This is a genomic window from Streptomyces sp. NPDC045470 (genome assembly GCF_040646595.1).
In the GTDB taxonomy this organism is placed as follows: Bacteria; Actinomycetota; Actinomycetes; order Streptomycetales; family Streptomycetaceae; genus Streptomyces.
The window spans coordinates 225,150-248,171 of the sequence record NZ_JBEZAN010000007.1 but is presented as its reverse complement, the minus strand read 5'-3'; the positions used below and the strand labels follow the sequence as shown (position 1 = coordinate 248,171).

The 23,022-nt window shown below is 74.4% G+C and carries 3 protein-coding genes; all 3 read right to left on the bottom strand.

Going from position 1 to position 23,022, the window contains the following annotated elements; all coding sequences use genetic code 11:
- Nucleotides 1-48: 48 nt before the first annotated feature.
- From AB0A97_RS22010 to AB0A97_RS22000, 3 genes are read right to left on the bottom strand one after another with little or no spacing between them, the layout of a single operon-like run.
- A complete protein-coding gene (locus AB0A97_RS22010; protein ID WP_361152499.1) occupies nucleotides 49-4,494 on the bottom strand; it encodes an amino acid adenylation domain-containing protein in 4,446 nt (1,481 codons plus the stop codon).
- The gene (locus AB0A97_RS22005) at nucleotides 4,479-12,074 is read right to left on the bottom strand and encodes an amino acid adenylation domain-containing protein (protein ID WP_361152497.1); all 7,596 of its coding nucleotides are present in this window, start codon (nucleotides 12,072-12,074) and stop codon (nucleotides 4,479-4,481) included. The genes AB0A97_RS22010 and AB0A97_RS22005 overlap by 16 nt, the downstream gene beginning before the upstream one ends.
- A 2-nt stretch (nucleotides 12,075-12,076) precedes the next feature.
- Nucleotides 12,077-22,984 (bottom strand): amino acid adenylation domain-containing protein, encoded by a 10,908-nt coding sequence (locus AB0A97_RS22000; protein ID WP_361152495.1) that lies wholly within the window; start codon nucleotides 22,982-22,984, stop codon nucleotides 12,077-12,079.
- Nucleotides 22,985-23,022: the final 38 nt, after the last annotated feature.

Genomic DNA, 23,022 nt, shown 5'->3' with positions numbered 1-23,022 from the left:
CTTCCTGTTGTCGCCCCGTCACCGGGGCCGTTGTCGCGGGGTGTCCGGTCATGTGCGGTCGCTCGCCTTCTGGCGGAGGGCACCGTCCGCCGGTGCGGTGGGTGCGGTGCCAGGAAAGGCCGGCAGGTCCGGCAGGTCGGTCAGATCCGTCCGGAGCTGGCCGATCCTGGCCGCGGGCTCCGCCGCGACCTGCCGCAGGACGCCGGTCAGCTCGGCCGCGAACACCTCGGCAGTCGGTCGCTCGTACGCGTCGGTGCTGTACCAGACGACGCCTTCGACACCGGCCGGGCCGCTCCCGGGAACCCGCAGCTCGCGCAGGGTGACGGCCAGTTCGCTGCGGGCCGCGCCCCGGTTGCGGTGCGCGGGGTGCAGGGGCTGTGCCGTCAGCCCCGGCAGGGCCCAGGGCGGTTCGGGCAGGTTCTCCATGCCGGTGATCATCTGGAACGGGCGCCGGCCCAGGCGTTCCTCGACGAGCTGGGACGGCAGGTCCTGGTGGGCGTAGGCGGCGAGGTCGGCCGCGCGGACCCGCCGGACGAGTTCGGCGAACGTCGGGTCGCCGTCCGCGTCCGCGCGCAGCACCAGGTGGTCGGCGAACAGGCCCACCACGTCGCTCGTCGCGTGGTCGGCCCGGCCCGCGGAGACCGTGCCCATCGGTACGTTCACCGCGCCCCGCCGCGCCCACAGGGCGGCGATGGCCGCCCGCAGCACCATGAACAGGGTCGCCCGTTCGCGCCGGGCGGTCTCCAGCAGTGCCCGGTGCGCGGCCTCGTCGATCGCGAAGGGGACGCTGCCGCCCAGGCCGGTGGGTTCGGCCGGCGGTGTCCGGTCCCGGCGGAGCAGGGGCGCTTCCGGCAGGTCGGCGAGTACGCCGGTCCAGTACGCGAGGCGCTGTCCGAACGGGCTGTCCGGCTCGTCCACGCGTGCCGTCTGCTCGTCGAGGCGTACGGCGAAGTCGGCGTACTGGACGGGCAGCGGCGCCCACCGGGGCGCGCCGCCGGACGCCCGCGCGGTGTACGCGGTGGACAGGTCGCGGGCGATCAGCCCGGTCGACCAGCCGTCCGCGGCGATGTGGTGCACCACGATCTGGAGCACGTGGTCGTCGGGTGCGAGGGCGAAGAGGGCCGCCCTGCTCGGTGGCCCGGCGGCCAGGTCGAAGGGCCGGTCGCGGGCCGTGTCCAGCGCCCCGGGCAGTTCGTCCTCGGTGACGGGGACGGCGGTCAGCGGTGTCCGGCCGGGGTCGGTGACCTGCTGCCCGCCGGTCTCCGGGTAGCGGGTGCGCAGGGCTTCGTGCCGGGTCAGCACGTCGTGCCAGGCCGCTTCGAGTGCGTCCGTGCGCAGCGGGCCGCCGAGGCGGACCGTCAGCGGGATGTTGTACCGGCTCTCGCCGGAGAGCATGGACCGCTGGCCGGGGGTCAGCGGTATGACGTCGGGGCGCGGCCCCGCGGCCGGTCCGTGCCGGTCGCCGGTGCCGGCCAGCCGGGCGGCCAGGGCGGCCGGGGACGGCGCCTCGAAGAGCACCCGCACTTCGAGGTCCTTGCCCAGGACGGCCTGGACGCGCCCGGCCAGGCGGGTCGCCAGCAGCGAGTCGCCGCCGAGGTCGAAGAACCCGTCCTCGGCGCCGACCCGTGGCACGCCCAGGACTTCGGCGAACAGGGCGCAGAGGATTTCTTCGGCGGGCGAGCCGGGGCCGCGTCCGCCGTAGCCGGACGGGTGGTCGGGGGCGGGCAGGGCGGCCCGGTCGACCTTGCCGTTGACGGTCAGCGGCAGCGCGTCCAGGACGACCGTCGCCGACGGCACCATGTAGTCCGGCAGCCGCTCGGCGACGAACTCCCGCGTCCCGGAGGCGTCCCCGACGACGTACACGACCAGCCGCTTGTCCCCGGGCCGGTCCTCGCGCACGATCACCGCCGCCTGCCGTACCCCCGGGCACTGCCCGAGCACCGCTTCGACCTCGGCCAACTCGATCCGGAAACCCCGCACCTTCACCTGATCGTCGGCCCGCCCGAGGAAGACCAGGTTCTCGTCGTGGTCCCAACGCACCAGGTCGCCGGTCCGGTACATCCGTCCCCCGCCGTACGGGCACGCCACGAACCGTTCGGCGGTCGGCGCCGCACGGCCGAGGTATCCCTGCGCGACGCCCTCCCCGGCGATGTACAGCTCCCCGGTGACCTCGGGCGGCACCGGCCGCAGCGCCGCGTCCAGCACGTACACCCGTACCGCGGTGCGCGGCCCGCCGATCGGCAGGACGGCCGGGGCGGGCGCGCCGGGCCCGACGACGAAGACCGTGGCGCACAGGGTGGTCTCGGTCGGCCCGTACAGATGACTGACGGTGACGTCGGGGCAGGCGCCCCGGACACCGGCGACGGCCTCGGCCGGTACCGCGTCGCCGCCCGTCAGGACGTGCCGGAGACCGGCGAAGCACTCGGGGGCCTCCTGCGCGAGGACGCGGAACAGCCCGGCCGTGAGGTGCACGGCCGTCAGTCCGTGGTCGGTGACCAGGCGGGCCAGTGTCTTCGCGGTGAGGTCGGCCGGTGGCGCGATCACCACCCGGCCGCCGTTGAGGAGCGGCACCCACAGTTCGAGGGTGGAGGCGTCGAAGGTGTGCGGGGCGTGGAAGAGGACGCGGCCGACGGCGATGCCGTCCCAGCAGGTGTCCTGGGCGAGGGCGGCGACGTTGCCGTGGGTGGTGACGACGCCCTTGGGTGTCCCGGTGGATCCGGAGGTGTACATCACGTACAGGCCGCAGTCCGGTGCCACCGGGGCCGTGAGCGGAGCGCCGGAGTGGTGGCGCAGCGCGTCCTCGACGTCGGTCTCCGTCAGGACGACGGCGGACGCGGCGTTCTCGAACAGCGTGCGTACCCGCCTGGCCGGCTGTGCGGTGTCCACCGGCACGGCCACCGCACCCGCCTTGGCGATGCCCAGCAGGGCCACGACCAGTTCGGGTGAGCGGGCGAGCGTGACGACCACCCGGTCCCCAGGCCGGGCGCCCGACGCGTGCAGATGCCGGGCGACCTGGTTGGCGCGGGCGTCGAGGTCGCCGTACGTCAGGGTCGTCTCTCCGGCCACCACGGCGATGTCGTGCCGGTGCTGCCGTACGGTCCGTGCGAAGAGGCCGGTGACGGTCGTCGGCGGGGGCCCCGGGGGGCCGGTGTGCACGCCGTGCAGCAGCCGCTCCTGTTCGCCGTCGACGAGGATGTCGAGGTCGCCGGCGCGGACGTCCGGGTCGGCGACCACCTGGTGCAGGATGCGGGTGAACCGTGCGGCGAGGAGCCGTGCGCTCCGGGCGCTGATCAGCTCCGGGCGGTGGGTCAGGAGGAACAGCAGCTCGGGGCCCGGGAAGGCGGCCAGGCTGACCGGGTAGTGGCTGACGTTGTGCCCGCGTACGGGGGTGAGCTTCAGCGGCGGCCCGTTCTCCTTCGCGGGCGCGCCGCGCGGGAAGCTCTCGTAGACCAGCAGGCTGTCGAACCCGGCTCCGGGGCCGCCGACCTTCTGGATCTCGCTGAGCCCCAGGTACTGGTGGGACATCAGCGCGCCCTGCCGGGTCTGCACCTCGGCGAGCAGTGCGGACACCGGCCGGGAGGCCGTCAGCGGGACCCGTACCGGAACGGTGTTGATGAAGAGCCCGAGCATGGACTCGACGCCGCGCAGCTCGGTGGGCCGGGCTGCCACGGTCGCGCCGAACACCACGTCGTCCCGGCCCAGCAGGCGGCCGAGGAGCAGCGCCCAGGCTCCCTGGACGAAGGTGTTGGGGGTCAGACCGTGGCGGCGGGCGCGTTCGGTGAGCGCCGTGGTGGTCTGCCGGTCCAGTTTCGTGTGCACCTGGCCGTGCCCGGCGGACGGCGGCCGGCCGGCCGTCGGTGCCAGCAGTGTCGGCTCGCGGAGCCCGGCGAGGTCGGCCCGCCAGGCGGCGCGGGCCGACTCCTTGTCCTGGGCGTTCAGCCAGCCGAGGTAGTCGCGGTAGGGCGTCACGGGCGGCAGGCCGGAGGGGTCGCCGCCCGCCTCGTAGAGGGTCCACAGCTCGTGCTGGAGGGTCGGCAGCGACCAGCCGTCCATCAGGATGTGGTGGTTGGTGAGGACGAGGCGGTGCCGGGCCGGTCCGAGCCGGAGCAGGACGAGCCGGAGCAGCGGCGGTACGGCCAGGTCGAAGCGCCGGGCGCGTTCCTCGTCCGCGAGGCGTTCCGCCTCGGCGAGGGCGTCCTGGGGCGGCCTGCCGGTCAGGTCGACGTTCCGCCAGGGCAGTTTTGCGCGGGCCGGGATGACCTGGACGGGGTGTTCGAGGCCCGGTGGCTGGCGGAAGCAGGCGCGCAAGGTGGCGTGCCGGGCCACCAGGGCCTGCCAGGACGCCCGCAGCGCTGCCGTGTCGAGGTCGCCTTCGATGTCCAGGACGTCCTGGACGACGTAGGTGTCCTCGGCCTGCCCGTCGTACAGGGAGTGGAACAGCAGCCCCTCCTGCAGCGGTGTCAGCGGCCACACGTCTTCTATGCGGCGGTCCACGGCATACCTCCTCCACCGGGTTCTTCGTTGAAGTCGTCCTCCAGCGCCTCCAGTTGCCCCAGCGTCAGGTCGACCAGCGGCAGGTCGGAGGGGACCAGGCCGCCCGCGTCCGGTGCTTCGGAGAGTGCGGCCAGGCCGGCCAGCAGGCCGGTCCAGCGGTCGGCCAGCCGGACCGCGGCGTCTTCGGTGAGGGCGCCCGCCAGCCAGGACACCAGCAGCACCAGTTCCGGGCCGGCGTCGCCGTCGCGGACCAGGCCGCCGAACTCCAGCGCGTGCAGGGCGGGCAGTTCCGGGTCCGCGTCGGCGCCCATGGAGCGGGGTCCGGCCGGCTGCCAGTCGCCCGCCTCCGGGCCCGCGACGGAGAACCGGCCCAGGTAGTTGAACCCGGCCGTGGGCGCGGGCAGCCCGCCCCCGTACGGCTGGGCGGCCTGTTCCTTGACCCGCTTGAGCAGCCTGTCGGCGGCCGGGCCTCCCGCGCGCACCTCGTCGAAGTCGGTGCTGCCCGCGTCCAGCCGGACCGGGCGCAGGGTGGTGAACCAGCCCACCGTGCGCGACAGGTCCAGGTCGCCGTCGCGGCCGTGCCCCTCGATGTCGAGGTCGACCGGGCCCGGCCGTTCCTCGGTGAGGGCCGCTACGAGCGCGGCGAGCAGGACGTCGCCCGTCGTGGCGTGGAAGGCCGCGGGGACGGTGGTCAGCACCGCGGACGCCGTGCGCGCGGGCACGGTGAACGTCCGCTGCCGTAGCTGTCCTTCGGTGCCCTGCGCCGGACCGGCGGCCCGCGGCGGGCCGGCCGCCGCCACCTGCCGGGCGTGGGTGCGGAACGAGGCGGCGACCGGTGCCAGGCTCCCGTCGGGGTCCGTCCAGGCCGCGGCGAGGTCCGGCAGCAGGATGCGCCAGGACACCGCGTCGAAGACCAGGTGGTGGACGACGACCGCGAGCCGTCCCGGCCGTCCGCTCCCCCGGTCGCACCAGACGGCCCGCAGGGTGGTGCCGGTCCGCGGGTCGAGGCGGCCGGACGCCGCCCGCGCCTCGGTGTCGATCAGCTCCTCCAGTGCCTGCTCCGTCAGCCCCTCGGCGTCCACCCGCCGGACCCGGTCCGGTACGGGTGCCGCGTCGCCGACTTCCAGGTACGGTTCGGCGTCGTCCGGGACGACCAGGCGGGCCCGGAGCATCGCGTGGTGGGCCACCACCTTCTCGACGGCCTGCGTCAGCCGGTCCTGCCCGGCGTCGGCGGGGACGCGTACGACGGTCCACTGCGCGAACCTGGCGGCCAGCGTGGCCGGTCCGCCGCGTGCGGTCAGCTCGCGCATGACCGGGGTGAGGGGGACGGTTCCGTGGCCGTCCTCGTGCCGGAGCTCGTCCTCGGTGACGGGCTCGGCGACCAGGGCGAGGGCTTCGGGGGTCTTCTGCTGGAAGACGTCCGAGGCGCTGATGCGGTATCCGGCCTTGGCGGCGCGGGCGACGAGCAGCAGGGAGACGATGCTGTCCCCGCCGAGTGCGAAGAAGCTCGCGTCCGCGGCGACCGGGAGGGCCGGCTGGACCTGCCCCTCCGGCTGGTCCAGCTCCTCGTCCGTACCGGTTGCCGCTTCCCCTTCCGGCGTTCCGAGGCCCAGGAGTTCCGCGAAGAGGCGGCAGAAGAGCGTTTCGAGCGGGGTGCGGGGCGCGCGGGCCGATGCGGCTGCCGCCGCCGCGTAGTCGGGGGCGGGGAGGGCGGCCCGGTCGACCTTGCCGTTGACGGACAGCGGCAGCGCGTCCAGGACGACAGTCGCCGACGGCACCATGTAGTCCGGCAGCCGCTCGGCCACGAACTCCCGCGTCCCGGAGGCGTCCCCGACGACGTACACGACCAGCCGCTTGTCCCCGGGCCGGTCCTCACGTACGACGACGGCGGCCTGCTCCACCCCCGGGCACTGCCCGAGCACCGCTTCGACCTCCGCCAACTCGATACGGAAACCCCGCACCTTCACCTGATCGTCGGCCCGCCCGAGGAAGACCAGGTCCCCGTCCCGGTCCCAGCGCACCAGGTCGCCGGTCCGGTACATCCGCCCGCCCCCGTACGGGCACGCCACGAACCGCTCCGCCGTCAGCGCCGCACGGCCGAGGTACCCCCGCGCGACGCCCTCCCCCGCGATGTACAGCTCACCCGGCACGCCCACCGGGACGGGCCGCAGGAACCGGTCCAGGGCGAAGACCGCGAAGCCGTCACGCGGCCGGCCGATCGGCAGGACGGACGGGACCTGTGTGCCGGGTGCGACGGTGTGGGTGGTGGCGCACAGGGTGGTCTCCGTGGGCCCGTACAGGTGGTGCACCTCGGCCTGCGGGCAGGCGTCGGCCACCCGGGCGACCGCTTCGGCGGGCACCACGTCGCCGCCGGTCAGCACGTGCCGCAGCCCCGCGAAACACTCGGGGGTCTCCTGCGCCAGCGCCCGGAAGAGGCCGGCCGTCACGTGCACCGCCGTCACCGCGTGCTCCGCGACGAGCCCGGCGAGCGTCCCGCCGTCCATGTCCACGGCGGGCGCGACCACGACACAGCCCCCGTTCAGCAGCGGCACCCACAACTCGAAGACGGACGCGTCGAAGGCGTGCGGCGCGTGGAACAGCACCCGGCCCGTGCCGATGCCGCCCCAGCAGGTGTCGCGCGCGAGGGCCGCCGCACCGCCGTGGGTGACCAGCACGCCCTTGGGCGTCCCGGTCGAGCCGGAGGTGTACATCACGTACAGGCCGGACTCCGGTGCCACGCGCGCGGGAGCCGGGGACGCGGGGAAGCCGTCGAGCGCTTCCCGCGTCCCGGCCTCGGTCACCACGAGCGCGGGAGCGGAGTCCTCCAGCAGGTGGCGCACCCGCTCGGCCGGATAGCTGGTGTCGACGGGGACGGACACCGCTCCCGCCTTGGCGATGCCGAGGAGGACGGTCGCCAGCTCGGCGGTGCGCGGCAGCAGCACCGCGACCCGGTCCCCCGGGCCGACGCCCTGCGCGTGCAGGTGGTGCGCGTACCGGTTGGCGCGCGCGTCCAATTCCCGGTAGGTCAGGGTCAGCGCGCCGGACACGACGGCCGGCGCGTCCGGACGGCGGGCCGCGACCTCCTCGAACACGGTGGGAACCGTGCGGTCCGCGGCGCCGGTGCCCGGCCGCCCGATGTTCGCCCCCGAGACGAGGCGCTCCCGCTCCCCGGCCAGCAGGATGTCCAGATCACCCACCCGGACCCGGGCGTCGCCGGCGAGCCGGCCGAACACCTCCACCAGCCGGGTGGCCAGGGCCTGTGCGGTGGCGGGGTCGAAGAGGTCGGTGGCGTACTCCAGCAAGCCGTCGAGGCCGCCGCCGTCGGGGCGCTCGCGCAGCACCACCGACAGGTCGAACTTCGAGGAGGCCAGCCCGACCGGGACGGGCTCGGCGTCGAGCCCGGGTGCCGCGAACTCCGTGTCCGGGGCGCTCTGAAGGGCGAAGGCGACCTGGAAGAGCGGGTGCCTGGCCAGCGAGCGGACCGGGTTCAGGACGTCCACCAGGTGCTCGAAGGGCAGGTCCTGGTGGGCGTAGGCCGCGAGGTCGGTCTCCCGTACGCGGCCGATCAGCTCGGTGAAGGAGGGGTTGCCGCCGACGTCCGTCCGCAGCACCAGCGTGTTGAGGAAGTTGCCCACGAGGCCGTCGAGGGATTCGTCGGTACGTCCGGCGACGGGCGTGCCGAGCGGCACGTCCTCGGCGCCGCCGAGCCGGGACAGCAGCACGGCGACGGCGGCCTGCGCGACCATGAACAGCGTCGCGTCGCACTGCCGGGCGATCTCCATGAACCGCCGGTGCACGGCGGCGTCCACGGTGAACGGGAGCATCGCGCCCCGATGGCTGGCCGTGGCGGGGCGGGGCCGGTCGAAGGGCAGCGCCAGCTGTTCGGGGAGGTCGGCGAGGGTGCGGGTCCAGAAGTCGAGCTGCTTGCCGAACAGGCCGTCCTCGGTGCCCCGGTCGAGCAGTTCGCGCTGCCACAGGGTGAAGTCGGCGTACTGGACGGGCAGCGGCGCCCAGCCGGGCGCGCGGCCCTCGGACCGTGCCGCGTACGCCGCCGACAGGTCCCGCATCAGGACGCCCATGGACCAGCCGTCGGCGGCGATGTGGTGCACCACGACCAGTAGGACGTGCTCGGCGGGCGCCACCTCGAACAGCGTGACCCGCCACGGCAGGTCCGTGTCGAGCCGGAACCCGTGGGCGGCCTCGGCGGCCAGCGCCGCGTCCACCGTCTCCGCGGCGACGGCGGTCACGGGTATCCGTGCCGGTACGGCTGCCAGGACTTCCTGGCGGGCGCTGCCGCCGTGCTCGGGGTAGCGGGTGCGCAGCGTCTCGTGCCGGGCCACGACGTCGGCCCAGGCCGCCTCCAGCGCTGTGCCGTCCAGCTCTCCGTTCAGCCGGACGGCGAGGGGAATGTTGTTGGTGGCGCTCGGCCCTTCGAGGCTGTGCAGGAACCACATCCGCTGCTGCCCGAACGACAGCGGCAGCGGATCGGGCCGGTCGGCCCGGACCAGCGCCGGCCGTACGGCCTCGAACTCGTCCAGCCGCCCGGCCAGCCCGGCGACCGTCGGCGCCTCGAACAGCGCCCGCACGGAAATCTCCGCACCGAGCGCCCCCTTGACCCGGCTGGCCAGCCGCGTCGCCGACAACGAGTCCCCACCGAGATCGAAGAAGCCGTCGTCGATGCCGACCCGGGCCACCTCCAGCCCCAGCACCTCGGCGAACAACCGGCACAGGATCTGTTCCTGCGGCGTGCGGGGCGCGCGAGCCGATGCGTCTGCCGCCGCCGTGCAGTCGGGGGCGGGGAGGGCGGCCCGGTCGATCTTGCCGTTGACGGTGAGCGGCAGCACGTCCAGGACGACCGTCGCCGACGACACCATGTGGTCCGGCAGCCGCTCGGCCGCGAACTCCCGTATGCGGGTGGCCTCGCCGACGACGTACGCGACCAGGCGCTTGTCGCCGGGCTGGTCCTCCCGCGCCAGCACCGCGACCTGCGCCACCCCGGGGCACTGCCCGAGGACGGTCTCGACCTCGGCCGGTTCGATGCGGAAGCCGCGGATCTTCACCTGGTCGTCGGCCCGGCCCAGGAAGAGGAGATGGCCGTCCTGGTCCCAGCGCACCAGGTCGCCCGTCCGGTACATCCGCCCACCGCCGTACGGGCACGCCACGAACCGCTCCGCGGTCAGCCCCGCACGCCCCAGGTACCCCCGCGCAACGCCCCGCCCGGCCACGTACAACTCCCCGGCGACACCCACCGGAACCGGCCGCAGGAAACTGTCCAGGACGAACACCCGTACGCCGTCCCGCGGTCTTCCGACGGGGAGGGCGGAGGGCACCTTCGCGGCGGGTTCGACGGCGAGGGTGGTCGCGCAGAGGGTGGTCTCCGTGGGGCCGTAGAGGTGACGTACCGTCACTCCGGGGCAGGCGTCCAGGACGCTCGCCACGGTTTCGGCGGGCACCACGTCGCCGCCGGTCAGGACATGCCGCAGACCGGCGAAGCACTCGGGGGTCTCCTGCGCCAGCACCCGGAAGAGGCCGGCCGTCACATGGACGGCCGTCAGCGCATACTCCTCGACCAGCCTGGACAGCGTGCCGCCTGCCAGGTCCACCGTCTCCGGCGCCACCACCACACACCCGCCGTTCAGCAACGGCACCCACAGCTCGAACGTCGAAGCGTCAAAGGCATGCGGCGCATGGAACAGGACGCGGCCCGAGCCGATGTCACCCCAGCAGGAGTCCAGCGCCAGCCCCGCCACACCCCCGTGCGTAACGACCACGCCCTTGGGCACACCTGTCGACCCGGACGTGTACATCACATACAGCGCCGACTCCGGCGACACCCCCACCGGCAGCGGATCGGCCGAGAAGGACCCGAGCGCCGCCTCGCACACCTCCGACTCCCCCACCACCAGCACCGGAGCCGCATCCGCCAGCAACCACCGCACCCGCTCCACCGGATACGACAGATCCACCGGCACGAACACCGCCCCCGCCTTCGCCACACCCAGCAACACCACAACCAGCTCCACCGACCGCGAAAGCACCACACCCACCCGGTCACCAGGAGCCACCCCCTTGGCACGCAGGTACCAGGCGAATCGATTCGCCCGGGCGTCCAGCTCCTCGTAGGTCAGGGTCTCCGCCGCGGACACCACCGCCGCTTCCCGCGCGCGCCGCCGCGCGGTCCGCTCGAAGAGGGCGGGGACGGTCGTCGGCGCGGGCCCCGGGGCGCCGGTGTTCACGCCGTGCAGCAGCCGGTCCCGTTCGCCGCCGACGAGGACGTCGAGGTCGCCGATCCGGGTGGCCGGGCCGGCGGCGAGCTGCCCGAGGACGCGCACGAGGCGGTCGGCGAGGAGCTGTGCGTCGGCGCGGGTGAAGAGGTCGGGGCGGTAGGTCAGCCGGAAACGTTCGGACATCGCGGTGAACGTCAGCGGATAGTGCGCGGCGTCCCGGCCGCCGACGCTCGCCAGGTCGAGGTCACCGGACACCGAGCGTGCGGTGGTCCCGGTCAGGTCGAGGAGGTCGACGGGGTAGTTCTGGAAGACGGTCAGGGTGTCGAACAGGGTCCGGGTCCCGGCGATGCTCTGCACCTCGGCCAGGCTCAGGTGTTCGTGCGGCAGCAGCGCCGCCTGTGCCTCCTGGAGGCGGGTGAGGAGCTGGGCGACGGTGTCGGTGGCCGACCAGCGGGCCCGTACCGGCAGGGTGTTGATGAACAGGCCGACGGTGGTGTCGATGCCCGGGATCTCCGGCGGGCGCCCGGCCGTGGTCCCGCCGAAGACCACGTCGTCGCGTCCGGTCAGCGTGCCGAGCAGCACGGCCCACGCGCCGCGCATCACGGTGCTCGGGGTCACCCCGTTGCGGCGGGCCAGCGCCGCGAGGTCCGTCACCAGCGGGGCGGGCAGTTCGACCCGTACCTCGTCGGGGTCGACCGGCGCGCGGTGGCCCGTCTCCGGTGCGACGAGGGTGGGCCGCGCCCCGTGCAGCTCCTGCCGCCATGCCGCGGCGGCGGCCGCGCCGTCGCGGCGGGCCAGCCAGGCGAGGTAGCTGCGGTACGGGGTGACCGGCGGGAGGGCGTGTTCGTCACCGCCGTTGCGGTACAGCTCGACCAGTTCGTTCGCGATGATCGACGTCGACCAGCCGTCGCAGAGGATGTGGTGGACGGTCAGCACGACGCGGGTGCGGGTGTCGCCGACACGGATGGCGGTCAGGCGCAGCAGGGGCGGTGCCGCGAGGTCGAAGCGCCGGGTCCACTCCGCGCGTACCGCCTCGTCCAGGGCGTCCGCACGCCGCCCGGCCGGGACGGGGCGCAGGTCCAGTTCCCGCCACGGGAGGTCCGCGCGCTGCGGGACGATCTGCACCGTGTCGCCGGACTTCAGGGTGCGGAACCCGGCCCTGAGGGTCGGGTGCCGGCGTAACAGCGCGTGTCCCGCCGACCTGAGGGCGTCCGTGTCGAGAGGGCCGTCCAGGTCCAGGACCACCTGGCCCCGGTAGATGTCCGTGGCCTCGGCGTCGTACAGGGCGTGGAACAACATGCCCTTCTGCATCGGCGCGAGCGGCCATATGTCGGCCAGTCCGGGCTTGCTCACGGCTACTTTCCCCATTCCGTTTCGAGCTGGTCGATGTCGTCCTGCGTCAGGGCGACGAGGTCGAGGTCCGACGGGGTACGGCCGCCCGCGTCCGCCTGCGCGGCGCACGCCACCAGGGCCTCGGCGGCCCGGAACCACGCATGGCCGAGACGCCGCATGTCGGCCTCCGAGACCATTGCCGGGTCCCAGGCCCAGTGGGCCGTCAGCCGGGGCCCGTCGTCGGTGTCCACGGTGCGGGCGTCGAGGTCGACCGGGTGGGTGCGTACGCCTTCGGGCGGGTGGGCGTCGCCGGTGGCGGTCCACGCGGTGGTGGCCGTCCGGCGCTCGTCCGCGGCGGGGACGCGGCCGAGGTAGTTGAACAGGAGCGGCGGGGTGGCGAGTCCGGCCAGGGCCGGGGCCGTCCGCGCGTTCAGGTGGCGCAGCAGTCCGTGGCCGATGCCGTGCTCGGGCAGTCCCCTGAGCTGCTCCTTGACGCGTTTGAGTACGGTCCCCGGGTCGGGGTCGCCGGAGCGGGCGCCGGGTTCGGTGCCGCCCGGGTCGAGCCGGACCGGGTGGACGCTGGTGAACCAGCCGACCGTACGGGACAGGTCGGTACCGGGTGCGAGGCCGCTTTCGCGGCCGTGCCGTTCGAGGTCCACCAGGACGGCTCCGGGACGGCCGCGCCAGTCGGCGACCGCGAGCACCAGCGCGGCGAGGAGCACTTCGGTGACCTCGGCGTGGAAGGCCGCCGGGACGGTGGTGAGCAGGGCTGCCGACGTGTCGGGGGCCAGGGTCATGCGCAGTTCCCCGGACCCGCCCGGCCCGGTGGGCGGGGTCGGCAGCAGCGGGGCGGCGGGCGCCCCGACCCGCTGCCAGAGCGGGAGTTCGGCGGTGCGGGCGGGGTCGTGGGCGGCCTGCCGCAGCAGTTCGGCCCAGCGGCGGAAGGACGTACGGACCGGTGGCAGGGCCGGGGTGGTGCCCGCCCGGACCGCCTCGCAGGCGAGCGCCAGGTCGTCGAGGAGGATGCGCCAGGAGGCGCTGTCCACGCACAGGTGGTGGGCGGCGAGGAACAGCCGTCCCGGCCGGTGCGAGCCCGCGTCGAACCGGACGGCTTGCAGGACGGTGCCCGAGCGTGGGTCGAGGCGGCCGGTCGCGGCGGCGCACTGCTCGCGGACGATCGTCGCCGTGATCTGCTCGGCCGGTCCGGGCAGCCGTACGGTCCGCAGCAGGTCCGCCGCCTGGACGGAACCCGGCGGCCGGATGTGCAGAGCGCCGGTGTCGTCGGGGCCGAGGCGGAGCCGCAGGGCGCCGTGGTGGTCCAGGACGGCTTGCAGGGCGGTGGTCAGGTCGGCGGCGGTCAGGCCGGTGGGGGTCCAGACCATGACGGTCTGGTGCAGCGGCCCGGCCAGGGCCTGCCGGTCGGCGAGCTGCCGCATGACCGGGGTGAGGGGGACGGGGCCGTCGCCGTCGTCGTGCCGGGTCTCCTCCTCCGTGACGGGGCGGGCGGCGAGGGCGAGGGCCTCCGGGGTCTTGTGCTGGAAGACGTCCGTCGCGCTGATCCGGTACCCGGCCCGGGCGGCGCGGGCGACGAGCTGCAAGGAGATGATGCTGTCGCCGCCGAGTTCGAAGAAGTTGGCGTCGGCGCCGACGGTCGGGGCCGGGGCTTCGGGCGCCGCCGGGGGCATGGGGGCTGCCGGGGGCCTCGGGACACCGGAGTCCGGGCCGGCCGGGCGCGGGACGACCGGTTCCGGCACGTCCGGACGGGGCACGTCCGGGGGCCGGACGTCCGGCCGCGGGACGGGCGGGCCGGTACGCGCGTCCGGCGTCACCAGCCCGAGGACGTCCGCGAAGAGGCCGCAGAAGAACGTTTCGAGCGGGGTGCGGGCCGCGCGCCTCCCGGACGCCGCCGCGTGGTCGGGTGCGGGCAGCGCGGCCCGGTCGACCTTGCCGTTGTCCGTGACGGGCAGCGCGTCGAGGGTGACGACGGCGCCGGGAAGCATGTAGTCCGGCAGCCGCTCGGCCGCGAACTCCCGTACGCCGTCTGCTTCTCCGACGACGTAGGCGACCAGGCGCTTGTCCCCGGGCCGGTCCTCCCGTACGACGACGGCGGCCTGGTCCACGCCGGGGCACTGGCCAAGGACGGCTTCGACCTCGGCCGGTTCGATGCGGAAGCCGCGGATCTTCACCTGGTCGTCGGCCCGCCCGAGGAAGACGAGGTTTCCGTCCCGGTCCCAGCGCACCAGGTCACCCGTCCGGTACATCCGCCCACCGCCGTACGGGCACGCCACGAACCGTCCGGCGGTCAGCGCCGCCCGGCCCAGGTACCCGCGCGCGACGCCCTCCCCGGCGACGTACAGTTCGCCCGCCACGTCCGTGGGCACCGGGCGCAGGAGCGGGTCCAGGACGAAGACGCTCACGCCGTCGCGTGGGCGTCCGATCGGCAGGACGGACGGTGCTGCCGTTCCGGGTGCGAGGGTGTGGGTGGTGGCGCACAGGGTGGTCTCGGTCGGCCCGTACAGGTGGTGGACGGTGACGCCGGGACAGGCTTCGGTGACCCGGGCGACCGCCTCGGCGGGCACCACGTCGCCGCCGGTCAGCACGTGCCGGAAGCCCTTGAAGCAGTCGGGCGTCTCCTGCGCCAGCACCCGGAACAGCCCGGCGGTGACGTGGACGGCCGACAGCGCGTGCGCGTCGGCCAGCCGGGCCACCGTCTCCCCGTCCAGGTCCAGCGGCGGCGCGACGACCACGCACCCGCCGTTGAGCAGCGGCACCCACAGCTCCAGGGTGGACGCGTCGAAGGTGTGCGGGGCGTGGAAGAGCGTCCGTCCGCCGCCGATGCCGTGCCAGCAGGGGTCGAGGGCGAGGGCGGTGACGTTCGCGTGCGTCGCGAGGACCCCTTTGGGCGTCCCGGTCGAGCCGGAGGTGTACATCACGTACAGCCCGGTGTCCGGCGTGACCTTCACGGGCGGCGGGACGGCCGGGAAGTACCGCAGCGCCTCGGCCACCTCGGCACGCGTCATGACCAGGACGGGTTCGGCGTCCTCCAGCAGGAACCGCACCCGTTCGACCGGGTACGCCGTGTCGACGGGCACGGCCGCCGCGCCCGCCTTGGCGATGCCGAGCAGTACGGTGACCAGCTCCGCCGAGCGGTCGAGCAGCACCGCGACCCGGTCGCCGGGGGTGACGCCCTTCGCGTACAGGTACTGGGCACAGCGGTCGGCCCGCGCGTCCAGTTCCCGGTAGGTCAGCGTGCCGTCGGCGGACTCCACCGCCACGGCGTCGCCGTGCCGGGCGACGACCCGTCCGAAGCGCTGGGGCACGGTCGTGTCCCGGGTGCCCGCCCGGTGTGCTGCTGCCGCCGCCGTGACGCGGTTCCGCTCGTCGGCACCGAGCACGTCCACCGCCCCGGCCCGTACGGCGGGGTCCGCGGTGACCTGGTCGAGGACCCGCAGCAGCCGGGCCACCAGCCGTTCCGCCGTGGCGGGGTCGAAGAGGTCGGTGGCGTACTCCAGGTAGCAGTCCAGGCCGGCGGGGGCGCCGTCGGGGTCCCGGCGTTCCCACATCAGGACCGACAGGTCGAATTTTGAAGTGGACATCTGCACCGGTACCGGACGGGACTCCAGCCCCGGGGCGTCGAAGTGCGTCTCGGGTGCGTTCTGGAGGGCGAAGGCGACCTGGAAGAGCGGGTGCCTGGCCAGCGAGCGGACCGGGTTCAGCACTTCCACCAGGTGTTCGAAGGGCAGGTCCTGGTGGGCGTACGCGGCGAGGTCGGTCTCCCGTACGCGGCCGACCAGTTCGGTGAAGGAGGGGTCACCGCCGACGTCCGTCCGCAGCACCAGCGTGTTGAGGAAGTTGCCGACCAGATGGTCCACGGCCTCGTCCGTGCGGCCCGCGACGGGCGTGCCGAGCGGGATGTCCGCCCCGGCGCCGAGCCGGGACAGCAGCACGGCGACGGCGGCCTGTGCGACCATGAACAGCGTCGCATCGCACTCACGGGCGATCTCCGCCAGGCGCCGGTGCGCCGTGGCGTCCACCGTGAAGGGCAGGAACGCTCCCCGGTGGGTCGCCACCGGCGGGCGGGGCCGGTCGAACGGCAGCTTCAGGTGTTCCGGCAGGCCCGCCAGGGTCTCGGACCAGAACGCGGCCTGCCTGCCGAACAGGCCGTCCGGGGTGTCCTGGGTGAGCAGGTCGCGCTGCCAGACGGTGAAGTCGGCGTACTGGACGGGCAGCGGCGTCCAGCCGGGCGCGCGGCCTGCGGCCCGTGCGGTGTAGGCGGTCGCCAGGTCGTCGGCCAGGACGCCCATGGACCAGCCGTCGGCGGCGATGTGGTGCACCACGATCAGCAGGATGTGCTCGGCGGGCGCCACCTCGAACAGCTTGACCCGCCACGGAAGTTCGTGTTCGATCCGGAAGCCCTGCGTGACACCGGCGGCCAGCGCCTGTTCCACCTCGTCCGCAGCGATCCGGACGGTGGCGAGGTGTACGGGCACCTCGGCGGCGGCCACGATGTCCTGCCGGGCGCCGTCGCCGTGCTCGGGGTAGCGGGTGCGCAGCGTCTCGTGCCGGGCCACGACGTCGGCCCAGGCTGCCTCCAGCGCCGTGACGCTCAGCTCTCCGTTCAGCCGGACGGCGAGGGGAATGTTGTTGGTGGCGCTCGGCCCTTCGAGGCTGTGCAGGAACCACATCCGCTGCTGCCCGAACGACAGCGGCAGCGGATCGGGCCGGTCCACCGGTACGAGCACGGGCCGTACGGCCTCGAACTCGTCCAGCCGCCCGGCCAGCCCGGCGACCGTCGGCGCCTCGAACAGCGCCCGCACCGGGATTTCCGCACCCAGCGCGCCCTTGACCCGGCTGGCCAGCCGCGTCGCCAGCAGAGAGTCCCCGCCCAGGTCGAAGAAGCCGTCGTCGATGCCGACCCGGGCCACCTCCAGCCCCAGCACCTCGGCGAACAGCCGGCACAGGATCTGTTCCTGCGGGGTGCGGGGCGCGCGAGCCGACGATTCCGTCGTTGCGTGATCGGGGGCGGGCAGCAGCGCCCGGTCGACCTTTCCGTTGGCCGTCAGCGGCAGCGCGTCCAGGACGACCGTGGCCGACGGAGTCATGTGGTCCGGCAGTCGCTCGGCCATGAAGTCCCGTGTCCCGGAGGCGTCCCCGACGACGTAGGCGACCAGACGCTTGTCCCCGGGCCGGTCCTCCCGTACGACGACGGCGGCCTGCTCGACGCCGGGGCACTGCCCGAGGACGGTCTCGACCTCGGCCGGTTCGATGCGGAAGCCGCGGATCTTCACCTGGTCGTCGGCCCGGCCCAGGAAGAGGAGGTGGTCATCCTGGTCCCAGCGCACCAGGTCGCCCGTCCGGTACATCCGCCCGCCGCCGTACGGGCACGCCACGAACCGCTCCGCGGTCAGCCCCGCACGCCCCAGGTACCCCCGCGCGACACCTCGTCCGGCCACGTACAACTCCCCGGCGACACCCACCGGAACCGGCCGCAGGAAGCCGTCCAGAACGAACACCCGCAGGCCGTCCCGGGGCGCGCCGATCGGCAGCACCGGCGGCACCTTCGCCCCCGGACCGATGACGTGTGCGGTGGCGCACAGGGTGGTCTCGGTCGGCCCGTACAGGTGGCGGATCTCGGCGCCGGGGCACGCCTCGGCCACCCGGGCGACGGCTTCGGCGGGCACCACGTCGCCGCCGGTCAGGACATGCCGCAGACCGGCGAAGCACTCGGGGGTCTCCTGCGCCAGCACCCGGAAGAGGCCGGCCGTCACATGGACGGCCGTCAGCGCATACTCCTCGACCAGCCTGGACAGCGTGCCGCCTGCCAGGTCCACCGTCTCCGGCGCCACCACCACACACCCGCCGTTCAGCAACGGCACCCACAGCTCGAACGTCGAAGCGTCAAAGGCATGCGGCGCATGGAACAGGACGCGGCCCGGCCCGATGTCACCCCAGCAGGAGTCCAGCGCCAGCCCCGCCACACCCCCGTGCGTAACGACCACGCCCTTGGGCACACCTGTCGACCCGGACGTGTACATCACATACAGCGCCGACTCCGGCGACACCCCCACCGGCAGCGGATCGGCCGAGAAGGACCCGAGCGCCGCCTCGCACACCTCCGACTCCCCCACCACCAGCACCGGAGCCGCATCCGCCAGCAACCACCGCACCCGCTCCACCGGATACGACAGATCCACCGGCACGAACACCGCCCCCGCCTTCGCCACACCCAGCAGAACGACCACCAGCTCCACCGACCGCGAAAGCACCACACCCACCCGGTCACCAGGAGCCACCCCCTTGGCACGCAGGTACCAGGCGAACCGGTTGGCCCGCGCGTCCAGTTCGCCGTACGTCAGCGAGGTGGCGCCCGCCGTCACGGCGGCGTCGGCACGGGACCGCAGCACGGTGGCGTCGAACTGGCCGAGGACCGTACGGCCGCCGGCGTCCGCCGCCCCGGCGTTGACGCCGGTGACGAGCCGTCGCCGCTCCGCCGGGGCCAGCAGTTCGACCTCGCCGACCCGCAGTCCCGGATCGGCGGCGACCTGGTCGAGCACCGCGAGCAGCCGGGTGACCAGGCTTCGCGCGCTGTCCGGGTCGAAGAGGTCGGTGGCGTACTCCAGGTAGCCGTCGAGGCCGATGCCGTCAGGGCGTTCCCCCAGGCCGAAGACCAGGTCGAACTCGACCGTGGCCGGTGCGACCGGGACCGGTGCCGCGCCGAGGCCGGGCAGGTCCCACGCGGGGTGCAGCTCGTCCTCCAGCACCAGCAGCACCTGGAACAGCGGGTGCCGGGCGGGCGAACGGGCGGGCTTCAGCGCCTCCACGAGGTGTTCGAACGGGAGGTCCTGGTGGGCGTAGGCGGCGAGGTCGGCGTCCCGGGCTCGTGCCACCAGTTCGGCGAAGGTCGGATCGCCGCCGGCGTCGGTCCGCAGCACCAAGGTGTTGAGGAAGAACCCGACGACGCCGTCCAGGGACTCGTCGGTGCGGTCCGTGACGGGGGTGCCGAGCGGGATGTCCTCGCCCGCGCCGAGCCGGGACAGCAGGAGGACGACCGCGGCCTGCGCGACGGTGAACAAGGTGGTGTCGCACGCGCGGGCGACGGCGCCGAGCCGCTGGTGCGTCCGGGCTTCGACGGTGAACGGCAGCGCGGCACCGCGGTGGCTCGCCGTGGCCGGGCGCGGCCGGTCGGTGGGCAGTTCGAGCTGGTCCGGCAGACCGGCCAGGGTCTCGGTCCAGTGGGCGAGCTGGGTGTCGAGCAGGCTGTTGCCGCTGTCGAGGAGTGCGTGCTGCCAGAGGGTGAAGTCGGCGTACTGGACGGGCAGGGGCGCCCAGTCGGGCGCGCGCCCCGCGCTCCGCGCCGTGTACGCCGTCGACAGGTCGCGGGCCAGGATGCCCATCGACCAGCCGTCGGCGGCGATGTGGTGCACGACCACCAGGAGTACGTGGGCGTCGGCGGACAGGGCGAACAGGGTCGCCCGCCGGGGCGGCGCCGTGTCGAGGGCGAACCGGCGGCCGATGTGCTCGGCCAGTACGGTGTCGAGTGACGCCTCGTCGGCGGGGAGGACCGGCAGGTCCGGAGTGCCAGGTGAGTGTCCCGGCTCCGTCCGGTCACCGTCCAGGACCAGTTGGCGCGGTATGCCGTCCCGCTCGGGGAAGACCGTGCGCAGCGGCTCGTGGCGCGCGATCACGTCCGCCCAGGCGGCGCGCAGCGCGGGCAGGTCCAGGCTGCCGGTGAGCCGGACGGCCATGGCCATGTTGTAGGCGCCGGTGTCCTCCAGCCGGTTCGCGAACCACATGCGCTGCTGCCCGAACGACAGCGGCAGGATCTCCGGCCGCCGCGCCGCGACCACGCGCGGGCGCCCGGTGCCCAGTTCGCTCAGCAGCCCGGCCAGACCCGCGACCGTGGGCGACTCGAACAGCACGGTGAGGGGGATCTCGACGCCCAGGGCGGTACGGGCCCTGCTGATCAGCCGCATGGCCAGCAGGGAGTCGCCGCCCAGGTCGAAGAACCGGTCGTCGATGCCGGTCCGGTCCAGGCCCAGGACCTCGGCGAAGAGCCGGCACAGGGTCTGTTCCTGCGGGGTGCGGGGCGGGCGGTCCGAGATGGCGGCCGCGTGGTCGGGGGCGGGCAGCGCGGCCCGATCGACCTTGCCGTTGGCCGTCAGCGGCAGGGCGTCGAGGGGGACGACGGTGCCGGGGACCATGTGGTCGGGCAGGTGCTCGGCGGCGAAGTCCCGTACGCCCGACGCGTCACCGACGACGTAGGCGACGAGGCGTTTGTCGCCGGGCCGGTCCTCGCGGACGACGACGGCTGCCTGGTCCACGCCGGGGCACCGGCCGAGGACGGCCTCGACCTCGGCCGGCTCGATCCGGAAGCCCCGGACCTTCACCTGGTCGTCGGCGCGGCGCAGGAAGACCAGGCGGCCGTAGCGGTCCCAGCGGACCAGGTCGCCGGTGCGGTACATCCGCCCGCCGCCGTACGGGCAGGCGACGAAGCGTTCCGCGGTGCGCGCGGGGCGGTTCAGGTAGCCGGGGGCGACGCCCCGCCCCGCGACGTACAGTTCACCGGCGACGCCGGGTGGCACCGGGCGCAGGACCCGGTCCAGGACGAAGACCCGTACACCGTCGCGCGGGCCGCCGATCGGGAGCACCGCGGGCGCCCGCGCTCCCGGGGGGACGGTGTACGTGGTGGCGCACAGGGTGATTTCCGTCGGCCCGTACAGGTGGTGCAGCGTGACGTCCGGGCACGCTTCGGCGACGCGGACGACGGCTTCGGCGGGGACCACGTCGCCGCCGGTCAGGACGTTCCGGAGGCCAGTGAAGCAGTCGGGGGTCTCCTGGGCCAGCAGCCGGAACAGCCCGGCGGTGACGTGCACGGCCGTCAGCGCGTGGGCGGCGACCAGCCGGGCCAGAGTGCTCCCGGTCAGCTCCGTCTCCGGTGCCACCACGACGCACCCGCCGTTGAGCAGCGGCACCCACAGTTCGAACGTGGCGGCGTCGAAGGCGTGCGGGGCGTGGAAGAGGACGCGCCCGGTGCCGATGTCGCCCCAGCACGTGTCCAGGGCGAGCGCCGTGACGTTGCCGTGGGTGACCGTGACGCCCTTGGGTGTGCCCGTCGATCCGGAGGTGTACATCACGTACAGGCCCGATCCCGTCGGTATCCGCACCGGGAGCGGCGCGGCCGAGAAGTCCCGGAGGAGGGGTTCCCGCGGCGCCTCCTCCCCGCTCACGACCAGCGTGGGGGCGGAGTCCTCCAGCAGGTACCGCACCCGCTCGGCCGGGTAGGACGGGTCCACCGGTACGGCCAGCGCTCCGGCCTTGGCGATGCCCAGCAGGGCGACGACCAGTCCGGCGGAGCGGGGCAGCACGACGCCGACGCGGTGGCCCGGCGCCACTCCCCCGGCGCGCAGGTACCGGGCGAACCGGTTCGCCTGTGCGTCGAGTTCCGCGTACGTGAGGGTGTCCGCGTCCGAGACGATCGCGGCCGCGTCCGGGAAGCGGGCGGCGACCTCCGCGAACCGTGCGGGGACGGTCGTGTCCGGGGCGGCCGCCCGGCCGGTGTTCACCTCGGTGAGCAGCCGCGCTTCCTCGCCGTCGAGCAGGACGCCGGTCTCGCTCACCCGCAGCACCGGGTCCGCGGTGAGCCGGGCGAGGACCGCGGTCAGCCGGGCGGCCAGCAGGGCGGCCGTCTCCCGGTCGAAGAGTGCCGCGTTGTGCCAGAGCCCGCCGTCGATGCCGCCGGGCCGGCCGTCCGCGTCGTGGCGTTCGGTGAGGTTGAGGTAGAGGTCGAAGAGGCCGAACGTCAGGTCGTCGCGCGCCGCCTCGATGCCGACCCGCTCCGGTACGGCGGTCAGGCCGGGCAGGTCCCAGGCGGAGCCGGGCGAGTCCTCCATCACCAGCAGGACTTGGAACAGCGGGTGGCGGGCCAGCGAGCGGTCCGGGTTGAGCACGCCGACGAGGTGTTCGAAGGGCAGGTCCTGGTGGGCCTCGGCGGCCCGGCCGGTGGCGCGGACCCGCCGCACCAGGTCGGTGAAGGCGGGGTCTCCGGTGAGGTCCGTCCGCAGGACCAGGGTGTTGGCCACGAACCCGACCAGGTCTTCGAGCGTCGCGTCGGTCCGTCCGTCGACCGGGGAGCCGATGGGGATGTCGTCCCCCGCGCCCAGACGCGAGAGCAGGACGGCGAGCGCGGCCCGTACGACCATGAGCGGGGTGGCGTCGCAGTCGTCCGCGATCCTCAGCAGGGCCCGGTGGGTGTCCGGCGGAATGCGGACCGGCACCGCACTCCCCTCGTGCCGGGGCTCGGCGGGACGCGGCCGGTCGCAGGGCAGGTCCAGTTGGGCGGGCAGGCCCGCCAGTGCCTGGCGCCAGTAGGCGAGCTGCCGCCCGTACACACTCTCCGGGTCCTGCCCGGCGCCGAGCAGTTCCTGCTGCCGCCGGGCGACATCGGTGTACGCGACGGGCAGCGGCGTCCACTCCGGCGCCCGGCCCCGCGACCGGGCGGCGTAGGCACGTGACAGGTCGCGGGCCAGCACCTCCAGGGACCGCCCGTCGACGGCGATGTGGTGCACCACCAGCAGCAGAACGTGCTCGCGTGGGGAGAGGGCGTACAGCGTCGCCCGGCACGGCGGCTCGGCCCGCAGGTCGAACTCCCGGCCCGCCTCGGCGGCGAGGACGGACGCCAGCTCCTCCTCGCTGACACCGCGGTTCCCGAGCCCGGCCGGCGGTTCGTCCCGCACCCGCTGCCGGACCTCCCCGTCCGCCTCGGCGAAGACCGTACGCAGCGCCTCGTGGCGCCCGACGACATCGGCCCACGCCGCCTCCAGCGCCGCCGTGCGCAGCCCGCCGACGAGCCGGACGGCCATGGCCATCGTGTACGCGGCGCCCGCGTTCTCCAGCCTGTTGACGAACCACATCCGCTGCTGGCCGGACGACAACGGAATCCCCGTCGGTTCCGACCGGTCACCGCGGCTAT